Genomic DNA, 23,148 nt, shown 5'->3' with positions numbered 1-23,148 from the left:
CGTCCTGAGCCAGGATCAAACTCTCCAACAAAAACCTATTGGAAAAGCAAACCCCAGCAACAAACAAATGTTGCCAAAGGAATCCCCACCAACCCGAAAGTTGGCACGGGGCATCATAAAACAATTTGGCACTGGCTTATCAAGCACCCTGTTGAGTTCTCAAAGAACAACCACACACCACACTGCGGTCCTGCTTTTGCCTGACCGCGTCTGGGGCAACCGCTCCAAACTATCTGAGCCGCTCTCGTAGCGCAACCTGAAGATTCAGGCTTTTACTTCGTAGCTTGCTCGGGTCCGCGCTGACGCACGCCCATCGGGCGGTCGTTTCTGTCGCGGGAAGCGGCAAGACCGGCCGATCACCATTCTCTGGTGACCCGCCCGGCTCCCTGCCGGCTTCGAAACTCTACCCGGTCGGCTTCGCGATCGCAACTCCGTCTCATGGAGCCTTTCGCACCGCCCGGTCTCAGTCCCAGATCGACTCCGTCGATCCGGTCCTGGCGCCCGTTGTCGGCCGGTTTGCCCCGGCCTTCCCCGTGCAGAGAGAAAGTTACGCGGACGTCCCGGAGAAGGCAAATCAGGGTCTGTCGATGGTGACGATCGCTCGCGGGTCTCTCCCGTCGTCCCGCGACCACCTGCGGTGGAACCTGTCCTGTCAGCGACGACCGTGGCAGGCCCGGACGTGCCAGAGTGTCTGGCATGGATGACGTGTCCCGGCCCGCCAGTCCGGTCCTCGCCGAGGACGCGCTGCTCGGGCTCCTCCTGCCGTTCTGGCAGCTGATCATCGGTGCGTTCGTGCTGTTCGCGGTGGTGGCCTCGATCGGGCGCCTGGTGCGGCGCGGCCCATCGCGGATGAGCACCGCGCTCCTGGTGACCGCCGCCGCTATCGCCGGCTTCGCGCTGGTGGGCGTCCTGCTCCAGGGATAGCGACGGTCACATCCGTCGGTTGGCCAGACTCGGCAGCTCGGCGCGGATGCGCGCCAACCGGTCCAGGTCGAGATCGGCCACCGCGAACCCCGGGCCGTCAGGCACCTGGGACAGCACCGAACCCCAGGGGTCGACCACCATGCTCCGGCCGTAACAGGTGCGGGCTGGCTCGTGGTCGCCGGTCTGGCCGGCCGCCGCGACGAAGCACTGGTTCTCGATCGCGCGAGCGCGCAACAACACCTCCCAGTGGTCGCGGCCGGTGTGCATCATGAACGCCGCCGGCACCACCAGCAGGTGTGCACCTCCATCGGAGGCGAGCTGCCGGTACAGCTCCGGGAACCTCAAGTCGTAACAGATCGACAGGCCGACGCGTACGCCCTCGACGTCCACCACCACCGGTCGGTCACCGGGGGCCACCGTGGCCGACTCCCGGTACGAGACGCGACCGGGGATCTCCACGTCGTACAGGTGGATCTTGCGATAGCTGGCGGCAAGCGTGCCGGACCGGTCGAAGACCAGCGTGGTGTTCCAGGTGTGCTCGGGATCCGGGCCGGACTCGTGGAAGGAGCCGGCGATCAACCAGACGCCGCGTCGGCGGGCGACGTCGGCGAAGAACCGACCGACTTCGCCGTCGACCGGCTCCGCTGCGGGCATCCCCGCCGACGGGCCGAGATAGTCGACGTACTCGGGGAGGAGCACCAGGTCGGCGCCGGCATCGGCCGCGCGGTCGATCAGGGCCTCCGCGGCGACCAGGTTTGCCTTCCGGTCGTCCCGGGAGTTCAGCTGGCAGACAGCGACGCGCATGTCTGCCAGCGTACGACCGAACTGCCGTCGACGGCAGCGCGAGAACCTGGCACCGGCCGACTCAGGCCGACTTCTCCTCGCGCTCGCGCCGCGCCCGACGACCGGTGAACTCACGCGGCACGATGGTCGGGTTCACGTTCTCCAGCACCGCCTCGCGGCTGATGAGCACCCGGGCGGCGTCAGGGTTACTGGGCACCTCGTACATCACGGAGAGCAGGACCTCCTCCAGGATCGCCCGCAGGCCACGGGCACCGGTGCCACGCAACATCGCCTGGTCGGCGATCGCCTCCAGCGCCGGGTGCTCGAACTCCAGCTCGACGCCGTCCAGCTCGAAGAGGCGCTGGTATTGGCGCACCAGCGCGTTGCGGGGCTCGGTGAGGATGCGGACCAGCGCGCTGCGGTCGAGGCTGCGCACGCTGGTGATCACCGGAAGCCGGCCGATGAACTCGGGGATCAGCCCGAACTTGAGCATGTCCTCCGGCATGACCTGGCTGAAGATGTCGTCGGTGGACCGCTCGGAGACGGCCCGGAGACGGGCACCGAAGCCGGTGCCACCGTGACCGGTACGCGCCTCGATGATCTGGTCCAGCCCGGCGAAGGCACCACCGCAGATGAACAGCACGTTGGTGGTGTCGATCTGGATGAACTCCTGGTGCGGGTGCTTCCGACCGCCCTGCGGGGGAACGTTGGCAACCGTGCCTTCGAGCATCTTGAGCAGCGCCTGCTGCACACCCTCGCCGGAGACGTCCCGGGTGATCGACGGGTTCTCCGACTTCCGGGCGATCTTGTCGACCTCGTCGATGTAGATGATCCCGGTCTCGGCGCGCTTGATGTCGTAGTCGGCGGCCTGGATCAGCTTGAGGAGGATGTTCTCCACGTCCTCGCCGACGTAACCGGCCTCGGTGAGGGCGGTGGCGTCGGCGATCGCGAACGGGACGTTGAGCATCCGTGCCAGCGTCTGGGCCAGGTGCGTCTTGCCGCACCCGGTCGGGCCGAGCAGCAGGATGTTCGACTTGGCCAGCTCGACGCCGTCGTTACCGGAGCCCGGTGCGCCGGCCGCCTCGGCCTGGATGCGCTTGTAGTGGTTGTAGACCGCCACCGCGAGCGCCTTCTTGGCCTGCTCCTGCCCCACGACGTAGTTGTCGAGGAACTGGCAGATCTCCATCGGCTTGGGAAGCTCTTCCCACTTCACCTCGCCGGACTCGGCCAACTCCTCTTCGATGATCTCGTTACAGAGATCGATGCACTCGTCGCAGATGTAGACCCCAGGGCCCGCGATGAGCTTCTTGACCTGCTTCTGCGATTTACCGCAGAAGGAGCACTTGAGTAGGTCGCCACCGTCACCGATCCGTGCCACCTACGTTCTCCCTGCACTCATCGGCCGGAGCCCCGGCCACGACCTGCGGACGCTTCCGCTCCGCCCGTCTTCTTACCCCGCCGGTCGCCCGGCTAAGTGGTACGGACCCGACGTTACCCGCTGTCGGAGTTTTCTCCGACCCCCAAAACGGGTGTGTCAGAGGCCGGCGGGCGACAGACCCCGCCGGCCTCTGACCCGGTACCGGTCAGCCGGCCGAGTTGGCGGCCAGCAGTCCCTTCTTGCGGCTGGTGAGGATCGTGTCGACCAGCCCGTACTCACGGGACTCCTCGGCCGTCATGATCTTGTCACGGTCGATGTCCTTGCGCACCAGGTCGACCGCGCGGTTGCAGTGCCGGGAGAGCATCTCCTCCAGCTGGGTCCGCATCCGCAGGATCTCCCGGGCCTGGATCTCGATGTCCGAGCCCTGCCCGTAGCCGCCCTCGGTGGCCGGCTGGTGGATGATGATCCGCGAGTTCGGCAGCGCCATCCGCTTGCCCGGGGTGCCCGCCGCCAGCAGCACGGCGGCGGCGGACGCGGCCTGACCCAGGCACACGGTCTGGATGTCCGGCCGGACGTACTGCATGGTGTCGTAGATCGCCGTCATGGCGGTGAACGATCCACCGGGCGAGTTGATGTACATGATGATGTCCCGGTCGGGGTCGGTCCCCTCCAGGGTGAGCAGCTGGGCCATCACGTCGTTGGCCGACGCGTCGTCCACCTGGACGCCGAGGAAGATGATCCGGTCCTCGAAGAGCTTGTTGTACGGGTTGGACTCCTTGACCCCGTACGACGTGCGCTCCACGAACGACGGCAGGACGTAGCGGTTGTGCACGGCCGCGAACTGTGGCGGCAGGCTCAGGTCGGTCATCGTCTGCTCCTCGATCAGCTCAGGGTCCCGGCGCCCTCGGGAACCTGGGCGGCCCCGGTGATCACCTTGTCGATGAAGCCGTAGTCCACGGCCTCCTGGGCGGTGAACCAACGGTCGCGGTCCGAGTCCGCCTCGATCTGCGCCGGGGACTGGCCGGTGTGGGAGGCGACCCGCTCCTGGAACATCCGCTTGGTGTAGAGCATCTGCTCGGCCTGGATCGCGATGTCGGCCGCAGTGCCGCCCATGCCACCGGAGGGCTGGTGCATCATGATCCGGGCGTGCGGGAGGGCGTAGCGCTTGCCCTTGGTGCCCGCGCAGAGCAGCAACTGGCCCATGGACGCCGCCATGCCCATCGCCACGGTCGACACGTCGTTGTCGATGAACTGCATGGTGTCGTAGATCGCCATACCCGAGTAGACGGAGCCACCGGGCGAGTTGATCCAGAGGTTGATGTCGCGGTCCGGGTCCTCCGCGGCGAGCAGCAGCAGCTGCGCGCAGATGCGGTTGGCGACCTGGTCGGTCACCTCGCTGCCCAGGAAGACGATCCGCTCCTTGAGCAACCGGTTGTAGACCGAGTCGTCGAGGTTGCCAATGGTGTCACCGCCACGGGCGTCGATCGCCCGGAGCGGCTTCGCTGGGATGTGCATGTCGGTCATGGCAGCCCTTCGCTCTCCGTACCGTCGTGTCCGACACTAACCGCTGCACCGGGCGGCAGAGTCCCGGTCCGGGCACTGTTCGCTCTCAGCGCAGGACCCCCCGCAAGGCGTACCCGGTAAAGGAATCGGGCCACCACCCACCGCTACCGGCGGACGGTGGCCCACCCCCGCGATCAGTGCTCGTGCGCGTGCTCCTGCTCGCTCGCCTCACGGAGAGCGTCGAGGCTCACCTCGTTGCCGGCCGAGTCCTTGATCTTGACGCGCTCCATGACCGAGGCGAGCGCCTTGCCCCGCCGCACGTCGCCGTAGACCGCGCCGGCCGTGCCGGAGCGGACCAGCTGGTCGTAGTACTGCTGGGGGGCCATGCCGGCGCGCTGGGCGCGGTGCACGATCTCGTGGCCGAACTCGTCGTCGGAGACCTGGGTGTCCTCGGCGTCGGCCAGGGTGTCGAGCAGCAGCTGGACCTTGACGCCCTGGGTGGCGGCCTCGGTCAGCTCGGCGTCGATCTGCTCCTCGGTCTTCTCCTCGGCGGAGAGGTAGTCCTCCATCGAGGCGCCGATGCGCTCGAGCTGGTCGACCATGGCCTGCTTGCGGCTCTCCACCTCGTCGCGGATGACACCCTCCGGCGCCGGCACGTCGGCGACCTCGACGAGCTGCTCCAGGGCCTTGTCCCGGGCGGCGTAGATCTGCTCGACCCGCTTGCCCCGGGTGACCCGCTCACGCAGGTCGTCGCGCAGCTCACCGATGGTGTCGAACTCGCTGGCGAGCTGGGCGAAGTCGTCGTCCAGCTCGGGCAGCTCCTTCTCCTTGACCGTCCGCACGGTCACCGCCACGTCGGCGTCCCGACCGGCGAAGTCGCCGCCGACGAGCTGGGTGGTGAAGGTGGTGTCCTCGCCGGCGGAGAGGCCGACCACGGCCTCGTCCAGGCCCGGCAGGAGCTGCTTGCTGCCCACCTCGTGGGAGATGTTGCTGGCCGAGCCGCCCGGCACCTCCTCGCCGTCGACGGTCGCCCGCAGGTCGATCTGCACGTAGTCGCCCTCGGCGGCCGGCCGCTCCACGGTCTTGAGGGTGGCGAAGCGCTCGCGCAGGCTCTTCACCTGCTCGTCGATCTCGCTGTCGTCGATCTTGAGCTCGTCGACGGTGACCTCGATGCTGGCCAGGTCGGGCAGGGTGATCTCCGGCCGGACGTCGACCTCGGCGGTGAAGTTGAGCGAGTCACCGTCGTTGAACTCGGTGATCTCCACCTCGGGACGACCCAGGGTCTTGAGGTCGTGCTCGCGGACCGCGCTCAGGATGTTCTGCGGGATCGCCTCCTGCACCGCCTCGTTGAGCACGGTGCCCCGGCCCACCCGCTGGTCGATGATCGCGGACGGGACCTTGCCCCGGCGGAAGCCGGGAATCTGGATCTGCTGACCGATCTCCCGGTACGCCTTCTTGAGGCTCGGCTCGAGCTCGACGAACGGCACCTCGATGGCGAGCCGCACGCGCGTCGGGCTCAGAGTCTCGACGGTGCTCTTCACAGGCGTACTCCTTGACGGATCTCGGTTGTCTCTGGGGCGCTCTTACAGCCCATAGAGTGTAGGCGAGCCGGCACGGCGGGCCGGCAGCGCCCGGGAACCGCACGAACGGCAGGACCCGGAACGGTGACCGGCGCCCGGGACGACCCGGCCGCGAGCGGCAGTCGGGGTGGCGGGATTTGAACCCACGGCCCCTCGCTCCCAAAGCGAGTGCGCTACCAAGCTGCGCCACACCCCGTGGCGACGTGCAGTCTATGCCGTCGGTCCGACAAAGGGATGCCGGGGCGTCACCCAACGCGCCGAACGGGATGAACAGGACATCGCGGCCTTTACCCACCATCACCGGCCATCCGTACCGCCGCGCTGACGACCGCGTGGGCGCCGCGCCGGATACGGCCGCGCGGGGCAGACGCGCATTGGGTACGCTGTCGGCGCGCCCTGATCCGTCGGGGTGTACGCGGGCGTAGCTCAATGGCAGAGCTTCAGTCTTCCAAACTGACGGTGCGAGTTCGATTCTCGTCGCCCGCTCCAGCACCACCGGCCCAGGTCAGCGGCGTTCTCGCCCAACCTGGGCCGCTGTCGTTTCAGCCCTCTTTGATCTTGCGTGCCATTGGAGTGCCCGTAGCACCGTCCGTGCCGCCGCCAACAGCGTCACCACCCGATTGCCCGCTTCCGGCCAGCCAGCCCGACCAGGACGCCGACGCTTTCACCCGCTCCGGACGGGTCGCGCCCGGCCACCAACGCGGCAGAGAGCCGTACCGGCCGAACACCCGCAACGCCGCCCGGCGCCGCAACACGGACCATCAAGCGGGCAGACAGACCAACGCCCCGTCCGCGCGGCCGCAACTACTCGCCCCGCTCGCGAGAGGTACGTGGTCACCGAGGCTCGCCCGTCGGCGTGAACAGCCGCGTGGATACGAGGGTCAACGAAGGTCAGGCATCCTCGATGTCGTCGTCACGTAGCAGGCGATCGAGGTCTTCCGGCCTCATCCGCTTGATCTCGGCTTCGAGCTTGCGGCTGTATTGGCGGTCGTTGGGGTCGCTGCCGGTGCCAGCCCTCACACGTCCGTACGCCTTCATGAACGACCCGATTTCACGTCGAATTCGATCGTGACGACGCCGCATGGCTCCACGGTAGGAGACTTCGATCGTCTTCTCACAGCGATTTCGAGTCGACCAGGTGACTCGGGCCAACGCTGGTGCCGTGACGGTCGCAACGGTGGTTGGTCGCCGTCGCGGTCGGGGCGGTGAAGCTACGAGACGTCGAACAGGCGTAGCCCGTCGTACTCGGCGAAGTCGGCGTAGTCCTTGCTGTTGAAGGTCGCCAGCGGCAGGCGGTCGACCAGGCAGCAGGCCGCGATCCAGGAGTCATTCGTCGGGCGGGGGCGCCCGCGATGCTGCGCGCGCGCCTGGAGGTGCCCCCAGGTCGTCGCCACCGACTCATCGAAGGGCAGCACCACCACGCCGGATCGCCACTGTGCGAGGTCGGCCAGCTTGCGCGGCCCCCAGCTCCGCAGCGCGGTCCACTTGGTCAGCTCCCCGAGCGTGACGAACGTGATGCACAGGGTCTTACCCGCTAAGCGGGCACGAAGCCGGTCATGCAGCCGACCCCTCAGGATCGCCGACGCCACGTCGGTGTCCAGGACGACCGGACTCACGCCGCGCTGGCCCGCCGAGAGGCGTACAGGTCGGCCAGGAACTCGTCCAACTCGTCGTCGGACTCGAACAGGTCCGGCCGAGCCAGGTCGTCGACGGAGGCGACCGGCCGAACACCCTGACGACGGGCCAACTCCTCCACCGGCACATGCTCAGCGGTCGGCCACTCGGGCATCCGCTCCGCATTACTCGACATCACGACTCACCTCCTCCACCACACACCGCCACTCATTGTCGCACGATCAGCACCGACACCACCCGCACTCAAACGCGCGGAAGGCCAGCGGCTCGACAAGCCGCCCGTCGGGCCGGGGGCGGCAAGCCGCAAGGAGCTGAGCGCCGACCTGGTCGCCAGTTTCGCCGCCCTGCTGGCCATGCCCGCCGCCGACCTGGCCGCTCTGACCGGCCTCGAAGCCAGCGGAACGACAATCGTCAGCCCAGCCGCAGAAGACGCGGCCGCAGTGATCTGGGACGCCCGACGCCTCACCGCCGGCCAGCTAGAGCAGGTCACGAATGAGGCAAGGTCCACGCTGGCCGAACAGGGGCCTAGTCAGGACACGGCGTAGGTGCTCGATCTCGTGACGGCTGCCCGGCATGACAAGAACCGCGATTGGGATGGGGCCGCCGGACGCCGCCAGGCGGGGCGAACGCGGACCGTCTGCCCGGCAGACAGAACGACGGTGGTCCGCGCTCGGCGGCTTTCCCGATCACGTGCGCCTATGCGACCCGTGCCAAGCCGCCCGCAGACAGCTTCTCGCTCCCGTTCACGGCGTCTCCTGCTCGCTGCTGCCCGTTGGCATCTCCACGTCACGCCAGTGCAGATGGTTGACGACCATGCCCTGCATCTGGACGAGCCGCCACACTCCGATCGCCGCCCACGCCACCAAGCCAGACAGAGGCGCCGCCCACAGTGCACCGGTGAATACCGGCCACAAGACGGCGAGGGCAACGCCGAGGGCGGGCAGCAGGCCGATGCCGGTCGACACGGTGGGGACGGTTTCGGCGCGTTCACGGCGAGCCATCAGCGACCTCTCCTCACAGCGGGTACGGGTTCTAGAACACGATAGGTGGTCGATGCCATCATGCTGATCGGTGATTCAACCACCCGGGCCGTCGGGGATCACCGGTCCACACGACCGGAAAGCAGGTGCGGGATGGCAAGCCGCCAGACAACCACCCCGCCGTGGCGGCCACGTGTCAGTAGCCCGGGTTCCAGGACTGTCGGACGGTGGTGCCAGCCTTCGCCCGTATGGAGCCTCTCGCCGTACGTCGCATCGTGGTCAGCATTCTCTACGGGCACTTCATCCTTCGGGACGCGTGGTGCGATGCCGGTGACGACGGGGAGTCGTACCGGGATTCGGAGGGTCAGGTGGCCGGTGCGTCCACGTACCAGATCGTCGTGCGGGCCCCGGCGGATCCGCTGGCGGTGAGTCTTGAGCTAAGGATCTGGAGCGGCGAGCCCGAGCCTGATCGTGGCTCGTGGGACGGGTCTCGACAGTTCGTGCTGCACTGTCCGACTGGAGAACTGCTCGTCGAGCAGATCACCGCCGGAGCAGCGGCGGAGGTCACGCTTCCGCGAGGGTCCGGGGTGTACGGCGTCCGGGTCCATCGGAGCGGATACGGCGACGCCCAGACGTTCCTCGTCGACCTGTGGCGGCGGACGCCGTTGCCGCCGGACGACGATGACGAGGACTTCTACGGCGATCTTGCGTGACCGGCGTCTGCACCCGGTCCGCCCGCATCGTGGCGCGGTGTCACGGCCGGGCTGTTCATGCCTGACGTCAGCAGGTGTGCGCCACCGCTACCGTGATGCCCGTGACGATCCACGAGGCGGACGCAACAGCCGCGGACCTCCTGCTCGCTACCGCCGCTGTCGCCCTCGTCGGGTGCGCCGCCTGGCTGGCCGTCCACAGCCGACACAGGTCAACGGTGCGGCTGTTCGAACGGACGATGCATCATCCCCGCCTGTGGGCCGCCGGGGCAGCATGCATGGGCTTCTACGCGCTGCTGGGGCTGGGAAACCTGACCGAGGTCACTCCCAGCACATGGCGCACTCCGAGCCAGTGGGTCGGCGCCGTGCTCCTACTCGGCGCGTTGGCCATCATGGTCACCTACTGGGTCCGAGAGCATCGCGCCCGGCGTCAGACTGCTCCTGAGCATCACGTGGGGCTCTGACGAGCGCGGGGCGAGCGATCGTCGATGTCAGGACGCTCGGCCGGTGTCAGCTCCGGTCGGAGCTGGCGTCGTTCTCGGTCTGGCGGTGGGCGGCCATCCAGGTGGTGGCGAAGTCGACGAGCGCCCGTTGGGACATCAGCCGGGCCGTGGCGTTTCCGACCCGACCGATCGTCGCCGCGCCGGTGGCCTCGAAGTCGTCGCCGAGGCGGACGAAGTCGCTCTCGTCGGTGACGATGTCGACCCAGGTCGTCCAGTGGCTGGTGCCGTCCGGTTGGCGGACCGAGGAGCCGGTGGCGGCGCGTGGGGACGAGGGTTGCCGCCACTCGGCCAGGTGCAGCGAGGTGTTGGAGTCGTAGCCGCAGCCGAGCAGGAGGACTTTGCCGTCGCGCCGGTACACCGCGCCGAGCGGTGAGTGGTCGCCCAGGCCGTCGTCCAGGCGGTGTCTGGCCACGATCTCGGCGGCGTCCGCGCCGAGGGCGGCGAAGGAGAACTGCGGGTGAGTGCTGCGCCGGGCGCCCGGCCAGGTACGCACCACCTCGGGAACGGCACCCATCCAGCGGCTGGGCGTACGGGACGGGTCGAAGCCGGGGGTCTGCTCGCGGATCACCGGCCACCACGGCTCGGGTACGGGCGGATGCTGCCAGCCGGCCGGGTCCGTGTTGTGGGGTGTGTGCGTGGGTACGACGAGCGTGCCGTGCGGACCGAGCGTCGCCAGCAGGGCGTGCACCAGAGCCTCGATGCCTCCGGCGACGAACCCGAGGCTGCGGTTGGACGAGTGCAGAATCAGGACGTCACCCGCGTCGACCCCGAGCGCACGCAGGTCGGCGCTGATCGACTGGACGGTGTGCGGTCTCGCCTGGTCCATCGGACACAGTTTATGCCCGAACAGCAGTTCAGGCGGGAAGGGAGCGGGCATGTCGGACGAGCCGGAGCCGGGTCTGGTGCCGGAGCACCTGCGGCCGGAGCACGACGACCGGGAGTCGGTGTTGTTGACCGTCGACGGTGAGCAGTTCCGGGTGAGTACGCAGGCCGGTCGGCCGGGGTCGTACGACTTCGACTGGCTCAGCGGGCCGCACGAGTACGGCTTCGGACTGACCAACTCGGGCGGGCTCGCGTTGACCCGGGACGAGGTGGTGCAGGCGATCCGGGAGTTCCTCGCCGAGATCGACCCGGCGACCGGCTACCTGGCGGAGTGACGGGCTCCGCCGAGGCGGCACAGCCGACAGCAGTGCAGGTGCGGTGACGGTGACTCGGTGCGTCACCCGGAAGGCGACGAGTGCCGGAAGGCGAGGCCGGGTAGGCACCGGCCGTGACCTTCTCGATCGTGGCCCGCTGTCGGCGCACCGGTGAGCTGGGCGTCGCCGCGCTCACCGCCAAGCCCGGAGTCGGCAAGCTGGTGACCCATGTCCTCGCCGGTGCCGGGGCCGTGGCCACCCAGGCCGTGACCAACCCGATCCTGGCGTACGACGGCCTGCCGATGCTCGCCGAGGGCCGGTCGCCGCAGGAGGTGGTGGACGAGGTGCTGGCCCGGGACCCGGGTCGCGAGGTGCGGCAGGTCGGCATGGTCGACAATCAGGGCCGCTCCTACGCCTTCACCGGCGAGCGCACGCTGGACTGGTCCGGCCACCGGGTCGGGCCGGGCTACGCGGCGCAGGGCAACCGGCTGGTCGGGCCGGATCCGCTCGACGGGGTCGTGGAGATGTTCCTGGACAATCCCGACCTGGAGCTGGCCGAGCGGTTGCTGCGGGCGATCCAGGTGGGCGAGCAGGCCGGTGGCGACCGGGCGGGTTCGCGGTCGGCGACCGTCACGGTGATCGGCGACCAGCCGTACCCGCTGTGGGACCTGCGGGTCGACGACGCCGACCACCCGGCGAAGGAGCTGCACCGGCTGTTCGAGGTCTTCCACGACGAGATGGTGGAGGCGATCCGGAAGTTGCCCACCCGGGAGGACCCGATGGGCGAGGCCGCCCGCGGGATCCTCGGCCGAAGCATCTGATCAATCCACGTTCGTAGATATCTGGGTACCATCCTGGCTACCGTCGACGCCTCCACCGGAGAACCCGGCCGGGGGCGCAGCCAGGAGGAGGACCCATGCCACTCCCCCGTCCGTTCCGGCGACGTCCGGCCGTCACCCGCGCGTCCCTCGCCGCCCTGCTCACCACCGCCGTCCTGGTCCCGCTGACCGGCACGCCGGCCGCCGGGGCACCGGCCACCGGCGAGATCAGGTACGCCGACGCGGCCACCGCCGTCGCCGGCAGCTACCTCGTCGTGCTCCGCGACGACACCACGACGCGTACCGGAGTCGCGCCGGCAGCCGTCGCCGACCGGCTGGCCGACCGGTACGCCGGACGCGTCGATCGGATCTTCACCGCGGCGCTGCGCGGGTTCGAGGTACGCCTGACCGAGCCGGCCGCCCGTCGACTCGCCGCCGACCCGGCGGTCGCCTACGTCGAGCAGAACCGGATCGTGACGCTGGCCGACCCCGGGGTGCAGCTCAACCCGCCGTCCTGGGGACTGGACCGGATCGACCAGCGGAACCTACCCCTGGACGGCCGGTACGCGTACCCGAACACCGCGCCGGACGTGCGCGCGTACGTGATCGACACCGGGGTGCGCGGCACCCACCGGGACTTCGGCGGACGGGTCGGCACCGGCGTGGACCTGGTCGACGGCCTGCCGGCGGACGACTGCAACGGGCACGGCACCCACCTGGCCGGCACGGTCGGCGGCACGCTGCACGGGGTGGCCAAGCGGGTGCGGCTGCACCCGGTGCGGGTGCTCAACTGTGCGGGCAGCGGCAGCATCGCCCAGGTGATCGGCGGGGTGGACTGGGTGACCGCGAACGCGGTCCGACCGGCGGTGGCGGTGCTGGCGCTGGGCGGGGCCGCGAGCAGCGCGTTGGACGCGGCCGTGACCAGCTCGATCGCGTCGGGCATCAGCTACGCGGTGACCGCCGGCAGCGCCAACGGCAACGCCTGCGCCTACTCGCCCGGCCGGGTGCCGGCCGCGCTGACCGCCGCCGGCACCACGATCACCGACGCCCGGATGCCGTCGGGCAACTACGGCTCGTGCCTCGACCTGTACGCGCCGGGCGCGAACATCACCTCGACCTGGCACACCACGGACACCGCCACCGCCACCATCAGCGGCGGTTCACCGGCGACCGCGCACGTCGCCGGATGCGCCGCCCTCGCCCTACAGGCCAACCCCGGGTGGAGCCCGGCGCAGGTCGCCACCTACCTGACCGGGCGGGCCACGGTCGGCGTGGTCGGCGGGGTGAGCAGCGGCACACCGAACCGCCTGCTCTACTGCGGTCCGTGACCGGCCGATGACCGGTCGCACCGCGCCGGGGCCTGCCGCGCGTGCCCAGCGGGCGGAAAGCACGGACGGGTGCCGCGCACCGGGGATGAACCGCGTCACGCCGGGTAAGCAGGCCGCCGTCCTGGTGGAGTGACGACCTCGGTCGCGGGCTGCGCGACCGCTTCCGGGCGGGTCGGCCGTACGGTCGGCCCGCCCGGTGTCCGCACGGTGTCCCGTCGCGGCGTCGGGCTCAGCTGAACAGCCAGTTCCAGGCGTCCACGATCCACTGGGTCTGCTGCAGGTAGGCGATGCCCAGACCGGTCAGGAAGATCGCCGTGACCAGGTGCGCGCCACGGGCGCTGCGGCGTACCCGACCGAGCTGCCGTTCCAGCACCAACCGGCCGATCAGCCGGGTGAGCGCGAACAGACCCGCCCCGACCAGCAGGCTCAGGATGAAGATCAGGAACGGGCCGACCAGGTCACCGCCGCCCGAGATCGCCCAGATCCCCCAGCACACGAACGCGACCAGCGCGCCGGCCGCACTCCACTCCCCGCCCCGCTTGAGCTGGGCCACGTGCCAGCTCAGCGGCCGGCGCGGCGCGGGCTCGCCCGGCCAGCCGGTGCCGGTCGGCTCGTGGTCCACCACCGGGAACGGCTCGGTGCGCGGCGCTCGGGCACCGACCGAGGCCACACCCCGCCGGTACGGGTCACGCTGGGCCGGAATGCCCGCATCGGACTGCGGCGGCACCTCGACGGTGCGCTCCGCCCACGGCTGCGTCTGGTCGGCCATGTCGTCGTTCCCTCCCCCTGGACCGGCGGCGGCCACCGGCCACCGCTGGAGACTTCGAGAGTAACGAGCGCGCAAATCGGTCGCCCGACCCGCGTCGATCAGCTAGACACGAGCGGTGAACACCTTTGCTCCCACCATCAGCACCGGCCGCCCCGAGGACTACGACGACATCGGCCGTTTCCTCGGCGTGCTGTTCCACCACGCGGTCGACCCCGAATCCCACGAGACCGAACGGGCGATCTTCGAACCGGAACGCGCCCTGCTGGTCCGCGACGGGTCGGAGCTGGTGGCCAGCGCCGCCGCGTACACCCGGGAACTGGGTGTGCCCGGCGGCGAGATGCCGGCCGCGCACGTCACGCTGGTCGGGGTCGCGCCCACCCACCGGCGGCAGGGCCTGCTCAGCGCGATGATGCGCCGGCAGCTCCGGGAGATCCACGACGCCGGGCGGGAGCCGGTCGCGGTGCTCTGGGCCAGCGAGGGGCGGATCTATCCCCGCTTCGGGTACGGCCTGGCCGCCCAACGGTTGATGATCAACGGGGAGAACACCGAGCTTCGTCTGCCGGCGCCGACGCCGGACGAGGGCCGGCTCCGCCTGGACCGGCCCGCCGACCGGCAGGCCGACCTCGCGACGGTCTACGACCGGGTCCGGGGCGACCGGCCCGGCTGGTCGTCGCGGGACGAACGCTGGTGGCGGTACGTGCTGATGGACCCGGAATCGCAGCGCAGCGGCGCCACCGAGCTGCGGGTGGTGCTGCACGAGGGGCTGGACGGGGTCGACGGCTACGGACTGTTCCGCACCAAGAGCGAGTGGAACAACGCCGGTCCGAAGGGCGTGACCACGGTCGAGGAGGTGGTGGCGGCCACCCCGGCGGCGTACCGGTCGATCTGGCGGATGCTGCTCTCGATCGACCTGACGCGACAGGTCGTGGTGCGGCGGGCGGCGGTGGACGAGCCGCTGCTGCGGATGGTGAACGAACCGCGCATGCTCGTCGCCCAGATGAGCGACGCACTCTGGGTACGGGTGGTGGACGTGCCGGCCGCGCTCGCCGCCCGGCGCTACGCCACCGACGTCGACGTGGTCATCGAGGTGGACGACGACCTGCTGCCCGAGAACACCGGCCGGTGGCGGCTGCGCGGTGGGCCGGACAAGGCGGAGTGCACCCGTACCGACGACCCGGCCGATCTCGCCTGCGACGTACGCTGCCTCGGCGAGCTGTTCCTCGGCGGCGTCGGCCTGGCCGCGCTGGCCGACGCCGGTCGGGTACGCGAGCTGCGCCCGGGGGCGCTGGCCGCCGCCGACCCCGCCTTCGGCTGGCACCGCGCCGCGTCCGCCCTGGAGGTGTTCTGACGGCGGGTACGGTCAAGGGATGGCGGACGCGGAGCGACGACGGCGACGGCACCGGCATCACGGCGGGCCGGACGCGCCCACCGACGGCGGCCCCACGGCGACCACCGCGAACGTCCACGACGGCGGTGAGCCACCGCCGCGCGGACGGCGCGGCGGCGGCCCGGCCGAAGACGGCGAGCGGGGGCTGCGCGGACTGGTCGGCTCCGGCTCGTCGCAGGTGAACGTGACCGCGGCGATGCGGGCCCGGGACGCCGCCCGGCCCACGGACGAGGACCTGGCCGAGGCAGCCGCCCGGATGGTCATCGTCCGCCGGAACTGGACCCCCCGCGACGAGCTGCCCCGCCGCTGAGGGCACGCGGCGGCACTTCCAGGCCGACCGTTCTGCGGCATGTGCGAGTACGACCGGCCGACCCGACGGGCCGCTAGTGCGGTGTCCAGGAACGTTGGCGGTGTCGCGGCGAGGTCCAGGCGGCGGTCCGGCAAGGCGGAGTCGGGCCTGGATACCGGTGTTGTATCCACGCCCGACTCCAACGCCGCCGGTCGTCGTCTGGACCCGGCGCGGCCCGGTGAACGTTTCTGGACACCGCACTGGTGAGGAGGAAGCCTCGTGTCGAGTTCGCCGCCGGACGGCTCAGCCGAGGACCTGGAAGCCGAGGGCTCGCGCCATCGTGACGGCCTGCACCGCGTCGACGATCGCGCCGGAGCGCTGCACGGCGGTCGGATCCAGGCCGGAGAGGTCGCTGCCGCGCAGGTCCGCACCGGACAGCCGGGCCCCACGCCACTGCACGTCGGACAGGTCGCCACCGCTCACGGTCGCGCCGGTCAGGTCGGCACCGGACAGGTCGACCTCCCGCATGCGTACGCCGGTGAGGCGCGCGCCGCGCAGGTCGGCACCGGCGAGCGTGACGAACGACCAGTCGCCGCCGTCGACGGTCAGCGGACGCAGGTCGCACCGGTCGAAGCTGCTGCCGACCAGCTTGCAGCCGGTGAACTCCGCCTCGAACAGGTTGCAGCGGGTGAACACGCACCGGGTGAAGGCCGAATCGACGTGCCGGGAGACGTTGAACAGCACGTCACCGAAGGTGCAGCCGTCGAAGACCGCACCCCGGCTGGTGGCCTCGGTCAGGTCGACCCGGTGGAAGGCGCACCCGACGAAGTGCCGGTCGGTCAACTCCTCCGCGTACCAGTCCTCGTCGTGGAAGGTGACGCCCTCGATCGGCTCCGGCATGAGGGGGAGACTAGCCAGTGACACCGACAACCTTCCGCTTCCCGGCCCCCGTACCGGCCGGTAGGTTCGGTCGGATGAGCATGGTACGCAGCATCGAGCCGGCCGAGGTCGGTCTCGACCCGACGCGGCTGGCCCGGATCGACGCGCACTTCGGCCGGTACGTCGACGACGGTCGGCTCGCCGGTTTCCAGGTCCTGGTCACCCGGCACGGCGAGATCGCGCACAGCGCGACGTACGGGTTGCGGGACCGTGAGGCGGGTACGCCGGTGGAGGCGGACACGCTCTGGCGGATCTACTCCATGAGCAAGCCGATCACCTCGGTCGCGGCGATGCTGCTCTGGGAGGAGGGCCACTTCGAGCTGACCGACGAGATCGGCCGCTGGCTGCCCGAGTTCGCCGACATGCGGGTCTACTCGAAGGGCTCGACGCTCAAGCCGTACACGGTGCCGGCGATCGAGCCGATCCGGATCTGGCACCTGCTCAGCCACACCTCCGGGCTGACGTACGGCTTCATGCAGACCTCGGTGGTCGACGGCCTGTACCGGGCCGCCGGGTACGACCTGTACCCGCCGTCGGACGTGGATCTGGCCGGGGCCTGCCAGGTCTTCGGTGAGCTGCCGCTGCTGTTCCAGCCGGGCACCGCGTGGGGTTACTCGGTCGCCACCGACGTGCTCGGTCGGCTGGTCGAGGTGGTCTCCGGGCAGAGCCTGGACACGTTCCTGCGGGACCGGATCCTGGATCCGCTGGGCATGACCGACACCCGCTGGCACGTGGCGGGGGCCGACGCCGAGCGGCTGGCCGCGCTGTACGTGCCGGACCCGGCCACCGGTCGGGCGGTCCGCCACGACCGGCTCGGCGACCTGGCGTACGCGAAGCCGACGCTGCTCTCCGGCGGCGGTGGCCTGATCTCGTCGGCCGGCGACTACCACCGGTTCACCCAGATGCTGCTGCGCGGCGGCGAACTCGACGGGGTACGCCTGCTCGGCCCGCGTACGGTGCGCCTGATGACCCGCAACCACCTGCCCGGCGGCGCAGACCTGGGCACGCTGTCCGTGGGCGGGTTCGCCGAGTCGACGCTGGACGGCATCGGGTTCGGCCTCGGCTTCGCGGTGGTCGACGACCCGGTGCCGAGCCGACTGCCGAGCAGCGTCGGCGAGTACTACTGGGGCGGGGTGGCCAGCACCGCGTTCTGGGTCGACCCGTCCGAGCAGCTCACCGCGCTGCTGTTCACCCAGCTCATGCCGTCGAGCACCTGGCCGCTGCGGTCGCAGCTCCGGCAACTCGTCTATTCGGCGCTGGTCGGCTGAAGGATCGCCGTTCCGCCGACGTACGCCGGGCCCGGTCCATAGCCTGGGCTGGTGAGCAACATCGTCGTGTTCGGGGCGGGCGGCACCGCGGGTTCCCGCATCGTCGTCGAGGCGTTCGACCGGGGACACCGGGTGGTGGCGGCGGTACGCCGACCGGAGGCCGTCTCGTACCTGCCGCCGGGCGTACGGGTGGTCAGCGGGGACGCCACCAGCGAGCGCAGCGTACGCGAGGTGGCGCCGGACGCCGACGCGCTGGTGGTGGCGATCGGCGGCGGCGACCGTACGCTCTGGCCCGACGCGGCCCGGACGCTGCTCCAGGTGCTGAGCGGGATGCCGGCCGCGCCCCGCGTGATCCACGTCGGCGGCGGGTCCACCCTGCTCAGCCCCGCCGGGAGCCGGTTGCTCGACGAGCCGGACTTCCCCGCCGAGTACCGGGAGGCCGCGCTGGGCCAGGCCGACGCGCTGGACGTCTACCGGTCCGCTGCCGACGGGGTCACCTGGACCTACCTCTCCCCGCCGCCGCTGGAGTTCCATCCCGGCGAGCGCACCGGACGGTACCGCACCGGCACCGACCAGCCAGTGACCGACGACGATGGCCGCAGCGCGCTCAGCTACGAGGATCTGGCGGTCGCGGTGGTCGACGAAATCGAAAGCCCACGTTTCCGGAATATGCGTTTCACTGCCGCGTACTGATTCCTCGATCTTGAGAACGAGCAGCTAGCGGGTTAGATTCGAGCCGCAGTGACTCGGGATGTTCACCCCTGACTCCCGGGTCCGTACCTCGAATCAGGAGGCTTGCTCTTGTCATCCCTCGACGACACCGTGACACCCTCACACGAATCGTCCCGCTCCACTGTGTTCAACCGTCGACGCATGCTGACCGTCGCGCTCGGCGGGGCGGCCACCGTGGCGCTCCCGGCGCCGGCCTGGGCCGCCGACGACAAGCGACCGGGCGCGCACCGCCCGCCCAAGCTCACCCCGCAGGACCGCAAGGTCATCGCCCAGCTCTCCCCCCGCCGGGCGCTGGAGCACCTGAAGGTGCTCTCCGAGGACATCGGACCGCGCATCGGCGGCACCGAGTCCGAGCGGCGGGCCGCGAACTACCTGGCGGGCCAGTTCGACAAGCTGCGCTACGACACCACGCTGCAGCCGTTCCCGGTGGCCGACAAGTTCCTCGCCCAGCTCAGCTCCCCCGCCGGCCTGCCCACCGACTTGAACTGGCAGGTCGGGGCCAGCGCCCACGCCGCGTTGGACACCTCGGTCACCGCCGCGGTTGTCGACGTGCGGGCTGGTACGGCGGCCGACTTCAGCGCCGACGTCGCCGGCAAGATCGTGCTGGTGGACTACGTCGCCGCCCAGCGGGAAGCACTGGCGGCCCGGGCGGTGGCCGCCGGTGCGGCCGGTGTGGTCTTCCTCCCGGCCGACCTGGTCGAGCCGCGCCGCGCGTCGGCGTTCTCGCCCACCCTGCCCGGCTCCGCCTCCGCGCCGCTGGGCATCCCGGTGGTCGGCGTCGCCCAGGCGCAGAAGCACCGGCTGCGGGCGCTGCTCGCGTCGGGACCGCTCACCCTGACCGTCGCCACCACCGCGCACCGTGGCCTGACCTCGTACAACGTGCTGGCCGAGCGGCGTGGGCGGTCCGGCGCGAACGGTCCGGTGGTCATGGTGAGCGCGCACTACGACTCGGTGATCGGCGCGCCGGGCGCCAACGACGACGGCTCCGGCACCGTGCTCTGCCTGGAGCTGGCCCGGGTGCTCAAGGCGATCCCGATCAACGCCACCGTCCGGTTCGGCCTCTGGGGCTCGGAGGAGCAGGGTCTGATCGGCTCGCGCTACTACGTGCGGGAGCTGCCGCAGGTGGAGCGGGACCGGATCCTCGCCGTCTACCAGAACGACATGGTCGCCACGAGCTGGGACCCGGCGACGCGGTACTGGCTGCTCTCCTTCACCGGCCAGGCCAACCGGGCCACCGACGAGGTCTCCGCCGCGGCGCTGCGACTCGGCTACCAGCCGCAGATCTCCCCGGTGACCCAGCGCGGCGCCAGCGACCACCAGTCGTTCCAGGAGGTCGGCATCGCCAGCGCGAACTTCTCCTGGCGGGGTGAGGAGTCTCCGGCGCTGTTGGAGCCGCCGTACCACAGCCCGGAGGACACCATCGCCAAGAACATCAGCCTGGAGCGGTTGCAGGTGTCAATGGAGCTGATCGGCTGCGCGACGTACGCGACGGCCGGACACTGACACCAGCACCGGGGCGGGCGGGGCACGGCGAGAGCCGGGTCCCGCCCGTCGTCAGTCGGCCAGTCGGGCCGGGAAGCCACCGGTGGCGATCGGCCCCCACGAGGTGACGGTCACCCGGATCAGCGACTTGCCCTGCCGCACCATCGCCTCCCGGTACTCGTCCCAGTCCGGGTGCTCGCCGGAGATGCTGCGGAAGTACTCCACCAGCGGCTCCAGGGCGTCCGGCAGGTCGAGGACCTCGGCGGTGCCGTCGAGCTGCACCCAGGGCCCGTTCCAGTCGTCGGAGAGCACGCACGCCGACACCCGGGGGTCCCGGCGGATGTTGGCGACCTTGGCGCGTTCCGGGTAGGTGGAGATCACCAGTCGGCCGTCGGCGTCCACCCCGGCGCTGACCGGCGAGGACTGCGGGCGGCCGTCCGGGCGGGTGGTCATCAGCACCACCCGGTGCCGGGGACGGACGAAGGCGAGCAGGTCGTCGCGGTCGACGCGGGCGTTGTGAGCGATCGTGCGTGGCATCGTTCGTTTCTACCAGCCGTCAGACGATCCGGCCTGCGGACGGCTGGCGAGGCACCCGGGAACGCGCCGAGGGACGCCAGGCGCGGCCGTTGGCGTAGATCACCCGGAAGCCCAGGTACGAGGCGAGCGGCGCCCAGTGCGCCGAGCCCATCCGCAACTCGGCGGCGTTGTGCCGCCGGCCGTTGGCCAGCACGTCGAGCAGGACGGTCTCGAACGCCGCCGACTCGACCCAGTCCACCTCGCGGGTGAACCCGCAGATCAACGCCGCGCCGGTCACCTCGAGGAACTCCCGCAGCACCGACTCGGGGGCGCGCAGCACCGAGCAGCTACCGAAGTAGAGCCGGCGGCCCTCGCAGCGCCCGGCCATCAACTCCGCCACCTCGGTCAACTCGACCGACTGCCAGTCGGTCAGACACAGCCGGTTCGGCTCGCCGTGCATCGCGAAGAAGCCCAGCCGGTGGTCGGCGTACTGCTTGAGCAGCCAGCGGTCGACGAAGTAGAACAGCTCGTCGCGGGTGGCCGCGTCCTTGTGGATGAAACGGACCCGGCCCAGCCGTTCGAGCAGTTCGAGGGTGGGCAGCACCGAGCCCCGCTCGTTGAGGTCCCGGTGCCACTGGCCCTCGACGCAGAAGATGCCTCCGCGCGCCACGCCCGCCTCCCCGTCGTCGCCCGGCGCTGAGGTTACCGGGCCGGCGCGGCCCGGCGACATCACCCGTCCTGCGGTCACCTGCGACTTTCGGTCCCACGACGGCGGCTTTGCGCCTCGGCCGGAGTGAATGCCCGATTCCAAAGAATCAGGAGGAATTACGGGTCAACCGGCCAGTAACCATCATCCCGAGAGTAATTCGCGTTAACCGTCACCAACCGGCAGTTGAGGTGCGAGTGTGGATTCACGGGACGGTGGTGCACGTCCCGGAATGCCACCCCATTCGCTCTCCCAGCAGGAGGACTCTCTGTGCGCGCACATCTGATGAAGCGGGCTGTCCTCGCCCTCGCCCTGGCCGTGCCAGGTGCCGCGATCGCCTCGGCGGTCGCCGCGCCGCCGGCCCACGCCGACGGCTGCTACACCTGGAACCGCACGCTGTCCCGGGGCAGCTCGGGCAGCGACGTCCGCGAACTGCAACTGCGGATCGCCGGGTGGGCGGGCAACAACAGCGTGGTGGAACTCGACGGCCACTACGGCTCGAAGACCGCCGCCGCGGTACGCCGTTTCCAGTCCGCGTACGGCCTACGGTCCGACGGGGTCGCCGGGCCGCAGACATTCCGGAAGCTGTACCAGATCCAGGACGACGACTGCACCCCGCGGCACTTCACCTGGAACGAGATGGACGACGGCTGTGGCCGGGGTGGCTGGACCGGTGGTCCGCTGACCGCCGCGCAGACCCGGCAGAACGCGCTGCGCACGATGTGGAAGCTGGAGGCGCTGCGCAAGAGCCTCGGCGACAAGCCGCTGACCGTGACCAGCGGCTTCCGCAGCAGCACCTGCAACACCCAGGTGGGTGGGGCGGCGGACAGCCAGCACCTCTACGGCAACGCGGCCGACCTCGTCTCCGACGGCAGCACGCTGTGCCAGATCGCCCGCGCGGCCCGCAACCACGGTTTCAGCGGGATCATCGGCCCCGGGGTGTCGGGCCACAACACGCACGTGCACGTGGACTCGCGCCGCGAGAACAACCAGGACGACAGCGAGAACAACACGTACTGGGCGGCACCCGAGTGCGGGATCGCACCCGGCTACCGCTGAGTCGCGACGCCGGCCCGGGCGTGGGCGGGGGGATGCCCGTACGCCCCGGGCCGGCGTCGTACCGGCGGACGAGCCCGCTCAGCTCGCCCGCGGCCAGCGCGGCGCGGTGGCGGGGGGTGCCACCGGCCGGCCGGGGGTCCGGACACCGGCCCGAGCGGCCGGAGCGGCCACCCTCGGCACCGGGCCCCGCGCCGGGTAACCGGCGGGGTTCGTCCGTGGCGGGTATCCGGCCGCGCCCGCACGCATCGGGTGACCGCCGGACCGCTCGGCACCCGCCGGACGGGCGACCGGGGTACGGCCCGGTTGCGGCCCGTTCACCAGGAACGGGAAAGGGACGTGGACGAACGGGTTGCCGTGCCGGATGAGGGCATCGAGCTGTCGTTCGTTGAGCCCGTGGTCGAGCAGTACCTTCCGACCCCAGCGATGCAGCCGGCAGGGGAATCTCGCGCCGTCGTTGCGGCAGAGGGCTCCGGTGGGCCATTCCTCCGCCGCGTGCACTACTACCGCCCGTACCGCTACGCGGACATCCTCGGGGGTCAACGGTGTCGGGACCGGCAACTCGCCCAGAATCTGATCGATGGGATCCGTCGACTGACCATCAACTCGCACGGCAGGCCTCCCGCAGTTCGGTGGCGATGCGCCTGAGCACCGCACCTCGCTCATTGATACGGCCTGGCGAGCGGGAAAGTTCAAACCAGATCGGCTTCCGGTTAACCGAGAGTG

The 23,148-nt window shown here is 70.4% G+C and carries 27 protein-coding genes and 2 tRNA genes; 14 read left to right on the top strand and 15 right to left on the bottom strand.

All coding sequences use genetic code 11. The features are described 5' to 3' along the window. Nucleotides 1-204, top strand: a 204-nt coding sequence (locus ACWDVW_RS29020; protein WP_449955111.1) for a hypothetical protein, incomplete at its 5' end; no start/stop codon positions are given. A 492-nt stretch (nt 205-696) separates the two neighbouring features. Beyond that, entirely contained in the window at nt 697-924 is a 228-nt protein-coding gene (locus ACWDVW_RS29015) for a hypothetical protein (protein WP_350700503.1), read from the top strand. Between the two features lie 6 nt (nt 925-930). On the opposite strand, the gene ACWDVW_RS29010 is transcribed toward ACWDVW_RS29015, so the two are convergent. The 6 genes from ACWDVW_RS29010 to ACWDVW_RS28985 form a co-directional block, all read right to left on the bottom strand. Continuing rightward, nucleotides 931-1,728, bottom strand: coding sequence for a carbon-nitrogen hydrolase family protein (locus tag ACWDVW_RS29010; protein ID WP_449955108.1), 798 nt, complete (start codon nt 1,726-1,728; stop codon nt 931-933). 61 nt (nt 1,729-1,789) lie between these two features. After that, complete coding sequence (gene clpX, locus ACWDVW_RS29005; protein WP_449955105.1) at nt 1,790-3,085, bottom strand: ATP-dependent Clp protease ATP-binding subunit ClpX; 1,296 nt, start codon at nt 3,083-3,085, stop codon at nt 1,790-1,792. Between the two features lie 205 nt (nt 3,086-3,290). Further along, a complete protein-coding gene (locus ACWDVW_RS29000) occupies nt 3,291-3,953 on the bottom strand; it encodes an ATP-dependent Clp protease proteolytic subunit (protein ID WP_350700497.1) in 663 nt (220 codons plus the stop codon). A gap of 14 nt (nt 3,954-3,967) precedes the next feature. After that, a complete protein-coding gene (locus ACWDVW_RS28995; RefSeq protein WP_131052514.1) occupies nt 3,968-4,609 on the bottom strand; it encodes a ClpP family protease in 642 nt (213 codons plus the stop codon). Nucleotides 4,610-4,782: 173 nt separating this feature from the next. Beyond that, complete coding sequence (gene tig, locus ACWDVW_RS28990; RefSeq protein ID WP_396752992.1) at nt 4,783-6,129, bottom strand: trigger factor; 1,347 nt, start codon at nt 6,127-6,129, stop codon at nt 4,783-4,785. A gap of 161 nt (nt 6,130-6,290) precedes the next feature. Then, nucleotides 6,291-6,364 (bottom strand) — tRNA-Pro (locus ACWDVW_RS28985). A 219-nt stretch (nt 6,365-6,583) separates the two neighbouring features. On the opposite strand from ACWDVW_RS28985, the gene ACWDVW_RS28980 reads away from it, so the two are divergent. After that, nucleotides 6,584-6,657, top strand: a tRNA-Gly gene (locus ACWDVW_RS28980). A gap of 402 nt (nt 6,658-7,059) precedes the next feature. On the opposite strand, the gene ACWDVW_RS28975 is transcribed toward ACWDVW_RS28980, so the two are convergent. The 4 genes from ACWDVW_RS28975 to ACWDVW_RS28960 all read right to left on the bottom strand — a co-directional run bounded on the left by ACWDVW_RS28975 (nt 7,060) and on the right by ACWDVW_RS28960 (nt 8,804). Next, nucleotides 7,060-7,251 (bottom strand): hypothetical protein, encoded by a 192-nt coding sequence (locus ACWDVW_RS28975; protein WP_449955100.1) that lies wholly within the window; start codon nt 7,249-7,251, stop codon nt 7,060-7,062. A 128-nt stretch (nt 7,252-7,379) separates the two neighbouring features. After that, on the bottom strand, nt 7,380-7,784 hold the full coding sequence (locus ACWDVW_RS28970) for a type II toxin-antitoxin system VapC family toxin (RefSeq protein WP_350697656.1): 405 nt from the start codon (nt 7,782-7,784) through the stop codon (nt 7,380-7,382). Next, nucleotides 7,781-7,978: a hypothetical protein gene (locus ACWDVW_RS28965; protein ID WP_117227978.1), complete on the bottom strand. Its 198-nt coding sequence runs from the start codon at nt 7,976-7,978 to the stop codon at nt 7,781-7,783. The genes ACWDVW_RS28970 and ACWDVW_RS28965 overlap by 4 nt, the downstream gene beginning before the upstream one ends. 568 nt (nt 7,979-8,546) lie before the next feature. Next, nucleotides 8,547-8,804 carry a hypothetical protein gene (locus ACWDVW_RS28960; RefSeq protein WP_449955096.1) on the bottom strand — a complete coding sequence of 86 codons (258 nt, stop codon included), beginning with the start codon at nt 8,802-8,804 and terminating at the stop codon, nt 8,547-8,549. Between the two features lie 227 nt (nt 8,805-9,031). On the opposite strand from ACWDVW_RS28960, the gene ACWDVW_RS28955 reads away from it, so the two are divergent. Both ACWDVW_RS28955 and ACWDVW_RS28950 read left to right on the top strand, forming a co-directional pair. Continuing rightward, nucleotides 9,032-9,496: a hypothetical protein gene (locus ACWDVW_RS28955; RefSeq protein WP_449955093.1), complete on the top strand. Its 465-nt coding sequence runs from the start codon at nt 9,032-9,034 to the stop codon at nt 9,494-9,496. Nucleotides 9,497-9,597: 101 nt separating this feature from the next. After that, nucleotides 9,598-9,957 (top strand): hypothetical protein, encoded by a 360-nt coding sequence (locus tag ACWDVW_RS28950; RefSeq protein WP_449955091.1) that lies wholly within the window; start codon nt 9,598-9,600, stop codon nt 9,955-9,957. Between the two features lie 46 nt (nt 9,958-10,003). On the opposite strand, the gene ACWDVW_RS28945 is transcribed toward ACWDVW_RS28950, so the two are convergent. After that, nucleotides 10,004-10,822 (bottom strand): aminoglycoside N(3)-acetyltransferase, encoded by an 819-nt coding sequence (locus tag ACWDVW_RS28945; protein WP_449955088.1) that lies wholly within the window; start codon nt 10,820-10,822, stop codon nt 10,004-10,006. Nucleotides 10,823-10,871: 49 nt separating this feature from the next. On the opposite strand from ACWDVW_RS28945, the gene ACWDVW_RS28940 reads away from it, so the two are divergent. The 3 genes from ACWDVW_RS28940 (at nt 10,872) to ACWDVW_RS28930 (ending at nt 13,278) form a co-directional block, all read left to right on the top strand. Further along, nucleotides 10,872-11,153, top strand: coding sequence for a hypothetical protein (locus ACWDVW_RS28940; RefSeq protein WP_449955085.1), 282 nt, complete (start codon nt 10,872-10,874; stop codon nt 11,151-11,153). A 113-nt stretch (nt 11,154-11,266) separates the two neighbouring features. Continuing rightward, nucleotides 11,267-11,953, top strand: a complete 687-nt coding sequence (locus ACWDVW_RS28935; RefSeq protein ID WP_449955082.1) for a DUF1028 domain-containing protein — start codon at nt 11,267-11,269, stop codon at nt 11,951-11,953. A 95-nt stretch (nt 11,954-12,048) separates the two neighbouring features. Then, on the top strand, nt 12,049-13,278 hold the full coding sequence (locus tag ACWDVW_RS28930; RefSeq protein WP_449955080.1) for a S8 family serine peptidase: 1,230 nt from the start codon (nt 12,049-12,051) through the stop codon (nt 13,276-13,278). A 229-nt stretch (nt 13,279-13,507) separates the two neighbouring features. Here ACWDVW_RS28930 and ACWDVW_RS28925 read toward each other — a convergent pair whose 3' ends face one another. Next, nucleotides 13,508-14,047 (bottom strand): hypothetical protein, encoded by a 540-nt coding sequence (locus tag ACWDVW_RS28925; RefSeq protein ID WP_176095038.1) that lies wholly within the window; start codon nt 14,045-14,047, stop codon nt 13,508-13,510. A 115-nt stretch (nt 14,048-14,162) separates the two neighbouring features. Here ACWDVW_RS28925 and ACWDVW_RS28920 point away from each other — a divergent pair, with 115 nt between their 5' ends. Together ACWDVW_RS28920 and ACWDVW_RS28915 are read left to right on the top strand one after the other, a co-directional pair. Continuing rightward, nucleotides 14,163-15,395, top strand: coding sequence for a GNAT family N-acetyltransferase (locus ACWDVW_RS28920; RefSeq protein ID WP_449955077.1), 1,233 nt, complete (start codon nt 14,163-14,165; stop codon nt 15,393-15,395). Between the two features lie 19 nt (nt 15,396-15,414). Continuing rightward, nucleotides 15,415-15,744, top strand: a complete 330-nt coding sequence (locus ACWDVW_RS28915) for a hypothetical protein (RefSeq protein ID WP_449955075.1) — start codon at nt 15,415-15,417, stop codon at nt 15,742-15,744. 282 nt (nt 15,745-16,026) lie between these two features. Here the strand turns inward: ACWDVW_RS28915 and ACWDVW_RS28910 are convergent, their stop codons facing one another. Then, nucleotides 16,027-16,623, bottom strand: a complete 597-nt coding sequence (locus ACWDVW_RS28910; RefSeq protein WP_449955072.1) for a pentapeptide repeat-containing protein — start codon at nt 16,621-16,623, stop codon at nt 16,027-16,029. 74 nt (nt 16,624-16,697) lie between these two features. Here ACWDVW_RS28910 and ACWDVW_RS28905 point away from each other — a divergent pair, with 74 nt between their 5' ends. The 3 genes from ACWDVW_RS28905 to ACWDVW_RS28895 all read left to right on the top strand — a co-directional run bounded on the left by ACWDVW_RS28905 (nt 16,698) and on the right by ACWDVW_RS28895 (nt 20,165). Next, nucleotides 16,698-17,930 (top strand): serine hydrolase domain-containing protein, encoded by a 1,233-nt coding sequence (locus tag ACWDVW_RS28905; protein ID WP_449955069.1) that lies wholly within the window; start codon nt 16,698-16,700, stop codon nt 17,928-17,930. A 51-nt stretch (nt 17,931-17,981) separates the two neighbouring features. Next, the gene (locus ACWDVW_RS28900) at nt 17,982-18,623 is read left to right on the top strand and encodes an NAD(P)-dependent oxidoreductase (RefSeq protein WP_449955067.1); all 642 of its coding nucleotides are present in this window, start codon (nt 17,982-17,984) and stop codon (nt 18,621-18,623) included. A 180-nt stretch (nt 18,624-18,803) separates the two neighbouring features. Next, the gene (locus ACWDVW_RS28895; RefSeq protein ID WP_449955065.1) at nt 18,804-20,165 is read left to right on the top strand and encodes a M28 family peptidase; all 1,362 of its coding nucleotides are present in this window, start codon (nt 18,804-18,806) and stop codon (nt 20,163-20,165) included. Between the two features lie 51 nt (nt 20,166-20,216). Here the strand turns inward: ACWDVW_RS28895 and ACWDVW_RS28890 are convergent, their stop codons facing one another. Then, the gene (locus tag ACWDVW_RS28890; protein ID WP_449955062.1) at nt 20,217-20,681 is read right to left on the bottom strand and encodes a PPOX class F420-dependent oxidoreductase; all 465 of its coding nucleotides are present in this window, start codon (nt 20,679-20,681) and stop codon (nt 20,217-20,219) included. 19 nt (nt 20,682-20,700) lie between these two features. Beyond that, a complete protein-coding gene (locus tag ACWDVW_RS28885; RefSeq protein ID WP_396740235.1) occupies nt 20,701-21,330 on the bottom strand; it encodes a DUF6642 family protein in 630 nt (209 codons plus the stop codon). 306 nt (nt 21,331-21,636) lie between these two features. On the opposite strand from ACWDVW_RS28885, the gene ACWDVW_RS28880 reads away from it, so the two are divergent. Beyond that, nucleotides 21,637-22,425: a D-Ala-D-Ala carboxypeptidase family metallohydrolase gene (locus ACWDVW_RS28880; protein ID WP_449955059.1), complete on the top strand. Its 789-nt coding sequence runs from the start codon at nt 21,637-21,639 to the stop codon at nt 22,423-22,425. Nucleotides 22,426-23,148 lie beyond the last annotated feature (723 nt).

The sequence above is a fragment of the Micromonospora sp. NPDC003241 genome (assembly GCF_053589795.1).
This window is presented reverse-complemented; position numbering and strand designations above follow the sequence as displayed.